The sequence below is a fragment of the Anaerosolibacter sp. genome (assembly GCF_029240175.1).
In the GTDB taxonomy this organism is placed as follows: domain Bacteria; phylum Bacillota; class Clostridia; order Peptostreptococcales; family Thermotaleaceae; genus Anaerosolibacter.
Map to the genome: position 1 here is coordinate 1 of NZ_JARBTM010000018.1, position 13,329 is coordinate 13,329.

Sequence of the window (13,329 nt, forward strand, 5' to 3'; positions counted from 1 at the left end):
TGAAATGAAGGAATATTTAGAGCAGGAAGAAGATGTACTGTCCTATGGCCTATTCCCTCAAGTGGCTGTTGAATACTTTAAGTATCGTCAGGCTCAAAAATATAAGATCGACAGCGCCTATGTAGATAAAGATCAAAATACCTATCCAGTATAAGTGCCTCTACAAAGCTCCTATTCGTAGGAGCTTTGTGCTTGTAGTTTAGCATTGCTCATGAAGATATATGATGTTTGGCCTATTGCTAATATATTTAAGCACCTTTACGGAACTATTATCTTCAATTGGCAGTCCACATTTTAAGCATCTATATCTAGATTTTGGAAGACGCTTATAGGTGGTAGTTACAGATAGAGAACCATACTTTTTCCAACTTTTCCAGCCTGTTTTGCATAGAGGATACCGATTTTCGTAATCTGCATAAACCCATCGCAGCAGTCGATGAAAATGGAAGGGGTATTTGGTATAGTTTAGAAATTGCTTGGGAAGACCTAACCCAATGGTGTAGGATTCGAAGGTGGCCTCAACACAGGTCTGCAGTGGGTCCTCAATAGAAGTACTTATATGATTGTATCCATTTTCTTTAAGCCAGACTCTTGCACGGTCAAACATATACCCTCTACAAACTTCTATTTCTTCGTCTTTGGATACAGATAATTTGTTCAATAAACTTTTTGTAATTTCCACTGCATGCTCCAGATATTGCTTATTATCAAAAATATTGGGCCTATATAACTCAATAGGAATAATTTCATGATAGTATTCTTTTGTTTCTGTTCTCATAGCACCTATACAGGTTCCACCAATTAAGCTGCCGCTTCCTGAGTCGTCAATTTGAATCAATTTTATCACTCCTAAGGTCTTTCTAAAAATAAGTAATAATAGTATTTGTTTTATGATACATTACTATTAGTGGAATATTTATTGCATTTATTTTAAAGGAGGTAAATCTATTGAGAATTTTGGTTACCAACGATGATGGTATTTATGCAGAAGGTATTTACAAATTAGCATCGGCATTGGAAAAAGTAGGTGAGGTATGGGTGGTGGCACCAGATAGACAACGGAGTGCCACAGGTCATGCGATAACGATGCATGATCCTTTGCGGGCTGAGAAGGTTAATTTGTTTGACAAGTCTTTTCCAGCCTGGTCTATCAACGGAACACCTACAGATTGTGTTAAGCTCGCCATTGAAGCCTTGATGGATAAAAAGCCCGATATTGTATTCTCAGGAATTAATAAAGGACCAAACATGGGTACTGATGTTTTATATTCAGGTACCGTATCAGCTGCTATTGAAGCTGCAATCTTAGGTATCCCTGCTGTTGCTGTTTCTCTAGCAGATCATGAAAATGTGAATTATGAGTATGCTGCAGAGTTCTCTGCTTCAATTGTAGATAAAGTATTGAGCAATCCTCTTCCGCCTGATACCTTGTTAAACATAAATGTTCCAAATTGCTCAAAAGAAAATCTTAATGGTGTCAAAATAACAACTTTAGGTGTTCGTAAATACAAAAATGCATTTATAGAACGAATTGATCCTAGAGGTCAAGTTTATTATTGGTTAGGTGGAGAAATCGTAGATTATCACAATGAAGAGGGTACTGATATACATAGCGTTCAAAATAACCATATTTCTATCACACCTATTCATTTTGACCTGACAAAATTTGATTTAATTGAAAAACTAAATCATTGGCACATAAAATTGGCATAATAATCATATGCCAATTTTTATTTATTTTTCTATTCGTATAAATGTATACCGTTATAACAATAGACATGAATGCTATCCTTCAAGCATGGAATCTGAAAGAATAATTGCATCATTTCATATTTTAATAAAAATATGAAATTTTAATTGCAAATTTTATTCTACTTTGATATGATTGGATTGAAAAGAAGATCTATGGTGAAGGGAGCAAACAAGTATGGGAAACCAGAAAGAAAATCTTACTCTAAAAATAAAAAAAGATTGGTGTAAGGGCTGTGGTATTTGTGTAGCGTTCTGTCCAAAGCAGGTTCTTGATCTAAAAGATGATAAAATAGAAATCGTAGATATTGAAAAGTGTATCAAATGCGGTCTGTGCGAATTACGTTGTCCTGACTTTGCAATCTTTTTGGGAGGTAACGAGGATGAAGAAAAATAATATTAAATTAATGCAAGGTAATGAAGCATGTGTTGAAGGTGCAATTGCTGCAGGCATGAAATTTTATGCTGGATATCCGATCACACCTTCCACAGAAATTGCAGAGGTTTCTGCACAAAAACTACCTAGAGTAGGTGGTAAGTTTATCCAAATGGAAGACGAAATTGCTGGTATGGCAACAGCAATTGGTGGTTCCTTAGCTGGTTTAAAATCAATGACTGCTACAAGCGGACCTGGGTTTTCTTTAAAGCAAGAAAATATTGGTTATGCTGCATTAGCAGAGATTCCAGTTGTAATTGTGAACGTGCAAAGAAGTGGACCTAGTACCGGATTACCAACTGCACCTTCTCAAGGAGATATGATGCAGGCTAAATGGGGTACCCACGGAGATCATCCAGTGATTGCCTTATGTCCTTCATCTGTTAAGGAAACATTTGACTTAACTGTTCGTTGTTTTAACTTAGCAGAAAAATATAGAATGCCAGTATTCTTAATGCTTGATGAAGTCGTAGGTCATATGAGAGAAAAAATTGAAATTCCTGATGCCAGTGAAATTGAAATATATGATAGATTAAAACCAACTCCTGGTGATGAGAATTATTTACCATATAAAGTTGAAGAAGGTCAAATTGTTCCTGCTATGGCTGCTTATGGCGATGGTTATAGATTCCATGTAACTGGTCTTATTCATGACGAAAGCGGTTTCCCAAGCAACAGCACAGAGGTTGCTCAAACACTTATGACAAGAATCATGAAAAAGGTTGAAGATAACATTAACGATATCGTTACTTATGAAGAATCGAATACTGACGATGCAGAAATCATTTTACTATCTTATGGTGGTACAGCACGTTCAGCAAAAAGTGCTATGAAGAAAGCCAGAGAAATGGGCTTAAAAGTAGGTATGTTCAGACCTATAACTGTTTGGCCTTTCCCTGAGGAAAGAGTCAAAGAACTTGCAAAACAAGCAAAGTCCATTATTGTAGCAGAAATGAATTATGGTCAGATGGTATTAGAAGTAGAACGAATCGCAAAAGGCACTACTGATATATATCATGTCGGCAAAATAAATGGTGAAGTTATTTCTCCTGATGAAATATTTTCTAAAATAAAGGAGGTACTATAAAATGTCGAGCCAATTGGTACAACAATATTATAGAGCAGACAAACTCCCTCATATTTGGTGTCCTGGATGTGGTCATGGAATACTAATGAGGTCCGTATCCCAGGCTATTCATAATTTAGGCTTAGATAAGGATAAAGTATGTATCGTTTCAGGAATCGGGTGTTCTTCAAGGGCTCCTGGATATATGGATTTTAATACCCTTCATACAACCCATGGTAGGGCGTTGGCTTTTGCAACAGGTGTAAAAATGGCAAGACCGGAACTTGAAGTGATCGTAGTAACAGGAGATGGAGATGCTACTGCTATTGGAGGTAATCACCTAATCCATGCAGCTAGAAGGAACATTAATATTACAACTATCGTATTTAATAATAATGTATATGGTATGACTGGAGGACAATACTCTCCAACAACACCTACTGGCGATCTTGGAACTACTGCTCCTTATGGAAATATTGATAAAAGCTTTGATATTGCAACCTTAGCTGAAGCAGCTGGAGCTACTTATACTGCTAGAGGTACTGCATATCATGCACAACAATTAATTAAGCTTGTTGAAAATGCAATTAAAAACAAAGGTTTTTCATTAATAGATGCTATAAGTATTTGTCCTACTTATTATGGTAGAAAAAATAAAAAAGGCAGCGTAGTAGACATGATGAATTGGTTAAAAGATCATGCCGTTGATGCAAAAGTAGCACAAAAACTTCCTCCTGAAAAATTAGAAGGTAAATTCTTAATCGGTGAATTCAAAAATGTTACTGAACCTGAGTATACAGAAGAGTATCAGAAAATCATTGAAAGATTTCAAAAGGAGAGATAGTATGGCAAATCAAATCGAATTAAGATTAACTGGTTCAGGTGGACAGGGACTTATTCTTGGTGGTATAATATTAGCTGAGGCTGCACTTTTGGATGGAAAAACTGCCATTCAGTCCCAGTCTTATGGGCCCGAAGCACGGGGTGGTGCTAGTAAGGCTGAAGTAATTATTAGTGAAACAGAAATTGATTATCCAAAAGTAGACAGCGCTGATTTACTTTTGGCTTTAACACAAGTAGCGTGTGATAAATATGCAGATTCTGTGAAAGAGGATGGAATTTTATTGGTAGATAGCACGGTTGTGTTACCAGAAGGTATTAAAGCAGGCAAGATTGTCAGCGTTCCTATCCTTCATACCGCATCAGATGTTGTTGGCAAAACAATGGTTGCTAATATTATTGCTATTGGTGCGATTCAACAGCTGCTTGGAAGTGTAACAAAAGAATCACTTGAATCTGCAGTATTAAGTAGAGTTCCTAAAGGGACCGAAGATTTAAATCGTAAAGCATTAGCAGAAGGATATAAATTGGTTGAAAAATTTTAACTGAGAATTAAAAAGGGGCAATGCATATGAGCGATGATGTTAAGGATCTTATTAAAACGATACAAAAAAGCTATCCTAGACTAAGTAAAGGGCAAAAACTGATCGCTGAATTTATTACCAAAAATTATGATAAAGCTGCTTTTATGACGGCGAGTAAATTAGGTAATAAAGTTGGTGTTAGTGAATCGACAGTTGTTCGATTTGCCAACGCTCTTGGATATGATGGATACCCTAAGCTACAGAAAGAATTGCAAGAACTGATCAAAACAAAGCTTACTACTGTTCAAAGATTAGAAATGTCTAAGGATTATACCAATGAAGGCGCTGCTCTTAAGAAAGTGCTTAAGGCTGATATGGATAACATTCGAACTACAATTGAAGAAATGGACTATGAAGTATTTCAAAAAGTCGTTAATTGTATTTTTAATGCGAAACGTATTTATATCATTGGTTTAAGAAGTTCCACGGCTTTGGCAGAGTACTTAGGCTTTTATTTAAACCTCATCCTTGATAATGTAAAAATAGTCACATCAGGCGTTAGTGATGTATTTGAACAGATGTTAAGGGTTGGCAATGAAGATCTTGTAATTGGTATTAGTTTTCCCAGGTATTCTTCGACAACGCTAGATGCTCTGCTCTACACAAAAGAGCAAGGAGCCCTTGTCGTTGGTATTACAGATAGTCAAGTATCACCTATTGCATCTATTGCAGACTACACCTTAACTGCAAGAAGTAATATGGCTTCCTTCGTCGATTCATTGGTTGCACCCTTAAGTCTTATAAATGCATTGGTTGTTGCTGTTGGTATGAGAGAAAAAGAAGAAATCAGCAGTACCTTCGATAAGCTTGAGCGCATATGGGAAAAACATAACGTGTATAATAATAAGAATAGAATCTAATCAAATCAAATAAGCTACGGACGACTCCGTAGCTTATTTCATATATAATAATTATGGAAGTAGTGCTTATGGTGTTCCATCGAAGTATAATAATCTCATGAATTTCATATGCATTAGGTTTTATCTACAAAGAATATGGGAAAAATGTATATAAAGATTCGTATTCAATGGATTTAGTGTTATAATAGACATGTTATGCAAGGGGGAATGTATTCATGACGAAGGTTTATTTTGTGCGTCACGGTGAAACAACATGGAATGCTGATTCACGGGCACAAGGCTCAAAAGATGTAGCTCTAAGTGAAAGAGGTCGAGCCCAAGCAAAATTGCTTGCAAAACGCATGAAGAATTATCATATTGATTGTATTTTTAGTAGTAATCTTACAAGAGCCTATGAGACTGCTACAATTATTGCTGAAGAATTTCAATATGAGGTAAATCAAATGCATGATTTTAGAGAAATGTCTTTTGGTGCGTGGGAAGGTTTAACCCATGTTGAAATCAAAGAGAGCTATGGAGACCATTTTAAAATCTGGCGGAACCAGCCTCATAAAGCCCAAATTCCAGGGGGTGAGATGCTCATAGATGTCCAAAAAAGGGGCCTGCAAGCACTTCACCAACTCGTGACTCAATATGAAAACCAGAGCATACTTATTGTTTCCCATGGTACAGCTTTAAAAACGATACTGCTTGGCTTACTAGATATTGATTTGTCTTATTTCTATAAAATTCGCCAGGATAATACATGTATGAATCTGGTGGAGTTTAGGGATTACGGGCCTGTTGTTGTTACTTTAAATGATACTGCCCATCTTGAAAATATTATATATTGAAGGTGATATCCATGGAAAAAGTTGTCGTAATTGGTGGTGGTGCCGCTGGTATGCTTGCTGCAGGTACTGCTGCTTCGAGAGGTAAAGATGTAATCCTTTTAGAGAAGAACGAAAAGCTAGGAAAGAAAATATATATTACAGGAAAAGGGCGTTGTAATATAACAAATACTGGTGATGTAGAAGAGCTGTTGAACAATGTTACGGATAACAAGAACTTTTTATATAGTGCTTTTTATAGTTTTTCTAATGAAGATATCATCCAGTTATTACATACATATGGGACGCCAACAAAAGTTGAGCGAGGAAACAGGGTCTTTCCTATATCCGATAAATCTAGTGATGTGATTAAGGCTTTAACTAAATACATGGAATCTCATCATGTTAATATTAGATTTAATTCTGAAGTAATTGATATTCTTATTGATCAAGGTACTGTCACTGGCGTAAAACTTAAGGATCAAACAATCATTTACTGTAACCATGTTATCATCGCTACTGGAGGTCTCTCTTATCCTACCACAGGATCAACTGGTGATGGTTATCGCTTTGCCAAGGAGGCAGGTCATCATATAACGCCTTTAAAGCCTGCTCTTGTCCCTTTAGAGACTGAAGAAGATTGGACGCGAGAGCTGCAAGGATTAGCCTTAAAAAACGTTAGACTAACTGCTTTTCATAATAGCAGGGAGATTTATTCGGATTTAGGAGAAATGCTATTTACTCATTTTGGAATTTCTGGTCCCATCGTTTTATCTATGAGTAACTATATTAATAAATACCTCAATAAGGGGAAAATTTTAGTAACCCTGGATATGAAACCTGGCTTAGATGATGAAAAGCTTGACCGCAGAATTCAAAATGATTTTGAAAAATACTCTAGAAAACAGTTTAAAAATGCGTTAGATGATTTACTACCTAGCAAAATGATTCCTCAAATTATCAATCTTTCTGGTATTTCACCGGATAAGAATGTTCATCAGATTACCAAAGATGAACGTAAAAAGTTAATTTATTTACTAAAACATCTTGAAATGCATATACTACGAACCAGACCTATTAAGGAAGCTATAGTTACATCTGGAGGAATTCAAATTAAAGAAATTAATCCGTCTTCAATGGAATCAAAATTGATTAAAGGATTGTTTTTTGCAGGAGAAGTTATTGATGTTTCTGCTCTTACAGGAGGATATAACTTACAAATAGCTTTTTCCACTGGATATTTGGCTGGCATGAACGTATAGACCACTTTTACTATAATATGTTCGGGGTGACTTATATGTTAACAAAACTTCACCATAGGGTGTATACCATCGAAAAGTTTTTTCTTATTTTGGCCGTACTAAGTATCGGTTTATTATTTGTCTTTCAATTACTGCATATTTTGGATGGTAATATCAACTCTACTACTTTTAAGTCACTTTTTGCTCGTGAAGATTATGGTGCGAAACCAATTTTTTCAGCCGGTAAAATTACCCTTTCTGTTTTAGGTGATAAAAATGAAGATGCTCCATTGTTTGTACTTGTAAATGGGGAAGCATATGGAAAATTTATAAACAATCAAACAGAAATAATCGTAAGAAATCATGATGTTATTTCAATAGAAAGCACAACTAATTCCCTAGATTCATTACAATTAAAAGTTATAAGTACGACAAAAAATATCTCATTTCCACAGAGCAATAGCAAATTTTCCCTCGATCGGAGCACAGGCCAATTGTTTACTGTGGAGTTCTATTAAATCATAACGTAAAGGAGTGTGAAATCAAATATCATGAATGTACATAAAATTAGCATAGCCATAGACGGACCTGCAGGTGCTGGAAAGAGTACCATCGCTAAACTAATAGCAAAAACCATGAATTTAACCTATATTGATACAGGAGCCATGTATCGTGCCATCACATTTAAGATTCTTAGAGATCATGTTGATTTATCAAATGAAGCGACACTCATAGATCTATTAAGACATACCAAAATAGATATCGTCAACGGTGATATTCTTCTGGATAATTCTTTGATAACAGACAAACTGCGCACACCAGAAATTAATCAATATGTATCAAAAGTCGCTCAAATATCTGTAATCAGGGAAAAAATGGTAGAGTTGCAACGACATATTGCCATGAATCGTAGTGTTATTATGGATGGAAGAGATATCGGAACTACTGTTTTACCCAATGCAACCTATAAATTTTTCATAACAGCCTCTATTGAAGAAAGAGCTCAAAGAAGATATAATGAGCTATGTATAAAAGGTTTTGATCAGGATCTGCTTGAAGTACAAGCTGAAATAGAGAAGCGTGATAAACTAGATACAGAACGTACGATATCTCCCTTAAGAAAGGATGAAAATGCTATTTTAGTCGATACCACAGGACTGAGCATTCAAGAAGTGATTGATAAGATATTATCTTATATCAAATAATTTGGGGGCAGATACAAATGAACTTTTATTGGTTTGCTAGAAATTTAATGAAATTTTTCATATATATTTTATTCAGAGTAGACATAGATGGTCTTGAAAAATTGCCTAGGGAAGGTGCTTATATTGTTTGCTCAAATCATATCAATTATCTTGATCCTCTTGTTATAGGTACTTCTATTCATCGAAAAATGAGCTATATGGCTAAAGAAGAGCTCTTCAAAAATAAACTGTTTGGTTATATTTTACTTAAATTAGGTATGTTTCCCGTAAATCGAAGTGGTGCAGATATTTCTGCTATCAAGAGTGCCATTCGCGTATTGAATAAAGGAGATGTCTTAGGCATTTTTCCGGAAGGAACACGAAACCTTCAAAAAAGTGAAATGAAAGCTAAACCTGGCCTTGCAATGATTGCTATCAAGGCTAAAGTGCCAATCGTTCCGGTTGCAATTATTTCTGATTATAAATTATTTGGTAAGATTAAGATCAAAATTAATGAACCTATTATTTATGATGAATATTATCATTCAAAAATAGATGTAGATACCTATCAACAATTAAGTCAAAAAGTGATGGATACTATAGAATATCAAACAAAACTATCTGCACTGATAAATTAAATCAGCAATTACAGCAGGAATTTCATATCTAAATGTAGAAGTTAAATAAAACCTTGGATAGGAGGTATACTAATATTGGAAATCATTGTTGCAGATCATTCAGGTTTTTGCTTTGGTGTAAAGGAAGCCATTAATAAAACATTTCATGCAGCCAATGAAATTAAAGATAAAGAGATTTATACTTTTGGCCCATTAATTCATAATTCTCAGGTTATTGATCAATTAAAGTCAATGGGAGTCGACTCCATTGATAAGATTGATCAGAAACCTAACAGTACAATTATCGTGCGCTCTCATGGTGTTCCATTACACTTTTATGAGGCTGCTGAGCGTCATCATGTTCAACTAATCGATGCCACATGTCCTTTTGTCAGAAAGGTCCAGAATATTGCAAGAGAGTATTACCTAAGAGGGTATTGTGTGGTAATTGTAGGTGATCCTAAACACCCTGAGGTGATAGGTATTAACGGATGGTGCGATAATCAAGCATATATTGTCCAAGATGAACAAAATTTAAAAGATGTTCCAAATTGCGAAAAAATTTGCGTTGTAGCACAAACCACGATCACCCAAGATTTATGGGATCGCATAACCTTGAATTTAGAAAGTAAGGCAGGCATTGTAGAGAAATTTAATACCATTTGTATTGCTACAAAAGATAGACAATCATCTTGTGCTAAAGTAGCGAGTCAAGTTGATGCTATGATCGTTATTGGTGGTCATCACAGTTCTAATACACAAAAGCTTGTTCAAATTAGCAAAAAGTATTGTAAAAATACTTATCATATAGAAACTGTCGAAGAATTACCAATGAATCAAATAATAAACATGAAAAAAATTGGAATAACAGCCGGAGCTTCAACGCCGGACTGGATCATTAAGGAGGTTATTGATAAAATGAGCAATGCTGATCAACACAATAATGAAATGATGAATATGATGGAGGAAATAGAGAACTCCCTGAGAGTGCCTCGACGCGGTCAAACAGTAAAGGGCAAAGTAATTCACGTAAGTGATAATGAGATAATCGTAAATATCGGATATAAGTCTGATGGAATTATACCTAAGGGTGAGATCTCAAATGACCCTACTGTAAATCCTAGAGATATCGCTCAAGAGGGTGACGATATTGAGGTATATGTAATTAAAACAGATGATGGTGAAGGTAATCTTCTCCTATCTAAGAAAAGAGTAGATTCTGAGAAGGGTTGGGACATATTAGAAGAAGCTAGCAACGACGGTAGAATCGTACCTGTAAAGGTGGTTGAAGTTGTAAAGGGTGGTGTAATTGCTGTATATACTGAGATCCGAGGTTTTATACCAGCATCCCAATTATCCGACAGTTATGTAGAAGATATGCAATCTTTTGTAGGTAAAACCTTAGATGCAAAAATTATTGACCTAAACAAAGGTAAAAAGAAAGTTGTTTTCTCCCGAAAAGCTGTTATTGCACAAGAGAATGAGAAAAAGAGAAAGCTTTTATGGCAGAATATAGATAAAGGAAGCGTTATTGAAGGAGAAGTTAAACGACTCACGAACTTTGGTGCTTTCGTAGATATTGGTGGAATTGATGGACTTGTTCATATTTCTGACTTGACATGGGGAAGGGTAGGACATCCATCAGAGGTAGTTCAAATTGGTGATAAGATTAAAGTGAAAGTTATTGATTTTGATCAAGATAAAAGTAAGGTGTCATTAAGTTTAAAGCTTACAGCTCCTGAACCTTGGACTGCAGTAGATGAAAAATATAATGTAGGTGACATTGTAGAAGGTAAGGTAGTTCGTCTAGCAGATTTTGGTGCCTTCATTGAACTCGAGCCTGGATTGGATGGTTTGGTGCATATATCTCAGATATCTGACAAACATATTTCCAAGCCTTCTCAGGAAGTTCATGTTGGACAAATTGTAGATGTAAAAATACTTGAAATTAATAAAGAATCTAAGCGTATAAGTTTAAGTATTAAAGAAGCCAAACAAGGTCAATTAAATGAAGAGATCGTACTCCCTCAAAATGATGAACTAGCAACAATTGGAGAAATTATTGAAACTCAAGAAAAAGAAAGCTAAGCTTTCTTTTTCTCTTTGCATAATAATTAATTTTCTACAGAAAATAATATTAACCTCACAAAATACATTGAGACCCCCTTTACATTAGGCTGTGCTATTCCACAGTCTTTTTTTTATTTTCTAGTTATGGTAAAATAAGAATTATTATCAATTTTTGAAAAATAGACCGATCTTAAAATAAACTGAATACTATAATAAAGGGGATTACATATGCAAAATTATGAAAAGTTTAAGGAACAAATTTTTAAGAAAACAGGGATTAACCTTTCTTGTTATAAGGAAAGACAAATGAAAAGAAGGATCGATTCCCTCATCAAACGAAATAATTTCGACACCTACGATGATTATTTTTTAGCTATTTCTAAAGATAAATCTTTATTTGATGAGTTCATTAATTATCTTACCATTAATGTCTCAGAGTTTTATCGAAATGCTACTCAATGGGAAATCATCAAGGATGATATCGTTCCTACACTTTTAAAACATTCAAAATCCATAAAAATTTGGAGTGCTGCCTGCTCTACAGGGGAAGAACCTTATTCTCTCGTACTTGTACTAAGTCAGTTGATGCCTCTAAATCAGATTAAAATCATTGCCACTGACATAGACCGTGAAGCGCTCAATAAGGCACAAATAGGAATTTACTCTGCAAAGAGTATTGAAAACATCCCTAAAGACTTAATGAATAAGTACTTCACAAAGATTGGAGATTCCTATAGAATATCAGAGGAAATCAAGAAATGTGTTGAATTCAAACAACATAATCTACTTAGTGATAAGTATCCCGACAAATGTGATCTCATCGTATGTAGAAATGTTATGATTTATTTTACTGAAGAATCTAAAGAAGAAATGTATCGCAAATTCCATGATTCATTAAATGATCATGGCGTATTATTTGTTGGTAGCACTGAACAAATTATTTTGCCTAACCGCTATCATCTAACTGCCTTAAAAACGTTTTTCTATAAAAAAATATAAAGTAACTACATTAATAAAACAATTATTGTTGCTGTATACAGTGACAATAATTGTTTTATTTTGTTTTCTTATGCTGCATTATTAAAAATCGGCTGATATTACGTAGAATAATGACTGAATTTGCTATGAAAACTTCATTTTTAAGAGAGGATTTCTTAAAGTAAAAACAGAATTAGTTACAAACGAGGAGGGGTGTAAGTGGTTGATATTGATAGAAACAAAAGGTACTCTATAGCTGAGTTAAGCAAAATTACAGGTTATGATAAGCATGTACTAAGATTTTATGAAACTGAATTTGGTTTTGAGATACCGAGGACGGAATCTAACCGTAGGTATTATACATACAGGGAGATTGAAAAGTTTTTTTACCTAAAAGATTTACAGAGTAAAGGTCTAACAAATAAACAAATAAAGCTAGTATTCAACTCACCTGAAATACTTATCTCTTCTAATAAAGAGGTTGCTCTAACAACCGCTGAAACAGCTGTTTCTTCTATAGATACGAATATATTACAATCAAACATTTTAAATGAGCTTTGCCAAAAAATTAACGAATCCATTCAATATAATCTTGATACACAACTTTCAAGCGTTAAGTCTGAAATACTCAGTCGCTTTGATAAAGTATTAGACACTGATAATGGTGAAACACAGCAAGTTTATAGGAAAGAAAAAGATATCTTGATCTGTGAAAATGCAAGGCTTAGAATGAAACTTAAGGAAAAATCTTATGAAGTCGCTGAACTAAAAGAAAAAATAAAACGGCAAGATCATCAAACACCCTTTTGGAAAAAGATATTTCATTTAAAAAAAGATATGGTTCAATAAAGAACCATATCTTTTTTATTCATTCATATGTATTTATGTAGCTTTT

15 protein-coding genes are annotated in these 13,329 nt (G+C 34.6%); 14 read left to right on the forward strand and 1 reads right to left on the reverse strand.

The annotated features are described in order from the left end of the window. Positions 1–199: 199 nt before the first annotated feature. Entirely contained in the window at positions 200–847 is a 648-nt protein-coding gene (locus K0R93_RS13895; protein ID WP_442870185.1) for a hypothetical protein, read from the reverse strand. A 101-nt stretch (positions 848–948) separates the two neighbouring features. Here K0R93_RS13895 and surE point away from each other — a divergent pair, with 101 nt between their 5' ends. From surE to K0R93_RS13965, 14 genes are all read left to right on the forward strand, one after another. Continuing rightward, positions 949–1,713, forward strand: coding sequence for a 5'/3'-nucleotidase SurE (gene surE, locus K0R93_RS13900; RefSeq protein WP_300302438.1), 765 nt, complete (start codon positions 949–951; stop codon positions 1,711–1,713). 214 nt (positions 1,714–1,927) lie between these two features. Next, a complete protein-coding gene (locus K0R93_RS13905; RefSeq protein WP_300302440.1) occupies positions 1,928–2,146 on the forward strand; it encodes a 4Fe-4S dicluster domain-containing protein in 219 nt (72 codons plus the stop codon). Next, entirely contained in the window at positions 2,133–3,272 is a 1,140-nt protein-coding gene (locus tag K0R93_RS13910) for a 2-oxoacid:acceptor oxidoreductase subunit alpha (protein ID WP_300302442.1), read from the forward strand. Before K0R93_RS13905 ends, K0R93_RS13910 begins: the two co-directional genes overlap by 14 nt. A 1-nt stretch (position 3,273) precedes the next feature. Continuing rightward, positions 3,274–4,095, forward strand: a complete 822-nt coding sequence (locus tag K0R93_RS13915; protein ID WP_300302444.1) for a 2-oxoacid:ferredoxin oxidoreductase subunit beta — start codon at positions 3,274–3,276, stop codon at positions 4,093–4,095. A 1-nt stretch (position 4,096) separates the two neighbouring features. Beyond that, a complete protein-coding gene (locus tag K0R93_RS13920) occupies positions 4,097–4,636 on the forward strand; it encodes a 2-oxoacid:acceptor oxidoreductase family protein (RefSeq protein ID WP_300302446.1) in 540 nt (179 codons plus the stop codon). A gap of 26 nt (positions 4,637–4,662) precedes the next feature. Continuing rightward, positions 4,663–5,535: a MurR/RpiR family transcriptional regulator gene (locus K0R93_RS13925; RefSeq protein ID WP_300302449.1), complete on the forward strand. Its 873-nt coding sequence runs from the start codon at positions 4,663–4,665 to the stop codon at positions 5,533–5,535. Between the two features lie 215 nt (positions 5,536–5,750). Continuing rightward, positions 5,751–6,368: a histidine phosphatase family protein gene (locus K0R93_RS13930; RefSeq protein ID WP_300302451.1), complete on the forward strand. Its 618-nt coding sequence runs from the start codon at positions 5,751–5,753 to the stop codon at positions 6,366–6,368. Positions 6,369–6,379: 11 nt separating this feature from the next. Further along, the gene (locus tag K0R93_RS13935; RefSeq protein ID WP_300302453.1) at positions 6,380–7,606 is read left to right on the forward strand and encodes an NAD(P)/FAD-dependent oxidoreductase; all 1,227 of its coding nucleotides are present in this window, start codon (positions 6,380–6,382) and stop codon (positions 7,604–7,606) included. Positions 7,607–7,641: 35 nt separating this feature from the next. Next, complete coding sequence (locus K0R93_RS13940) at positions 7,642–8,103, forward strand: hypothetical protein (RefSeq protein ID WP_300302455.1); 462 nt, start codon at positions 7,642–7,644, stop codon at positions 8,101–8,103. A gap of 18 nt (positions 8,104–8,121) precedes the next feature. Further along, positions 8,122–8,790, forward strand: a complete 669-nt coding sequence (gene cmk, locus K0R93_RS13945; protein ID WP_330685169.1) for a (d)CMP kinase — start codon at positions 8,122–8,124, stop codon at positions 8,788–8,790. Between the two features lie 17 nt (positions 8,791–8,807). Then, positions 8,808–9,407 (forward strand): lysophospholipid acyltransferase family protein, encoded by a 600-nt coding sequence (locus tag K0R93_RS13950; protein WP_300302457.1) that lies wholly within the window; start codon positions 8,808–8,810, stop codon positions 9,405–9,407. A 75-nt stretch (positions 9,408–9,482) separates the two neighbouring features. After that, entirely contained in the window at positions 9,483–11,474 is a 1,992-nt protein-coding gene (locus K0R93_RS13955; protein ID WP_300302459.1) for a bifunctional 4-hydroxy-3-methylbut-2-enyl diphosphate reductase/30S ribosomal protein S1, read from the forward strand. Positions 11,475–11,684: 210 nt separating this feature from the next. Continuing rightward, the gene (locus tag K0R93_RS13960; RefSeq protein ID WP_300302461.1) at positions 11,685–12,455 is read left to right on the forward strand and encodes a CheR family methyltransferase; all 771 of its coding nucleotides are present in this window, start codon (positions 11,685–11,687) and stop codon (positions 12,453–12,455) included. A gap of 198 nt (positions 12,456–12,653) precedes the next feature. Further along, on the forward strand, positions 12,654–13,283 hold the full coding sequence (locus K0R93_RS13965; RefSeq protein WP_300302463.1) for a MerR family transcriptional regulator: 630 nt from the start codon (positions 12,654–12,656) through the stop codon (positions 13,281–13,283). The last annotated feature ends 46 nt before the right edge of the window (positions 13,284–13,329 follow it).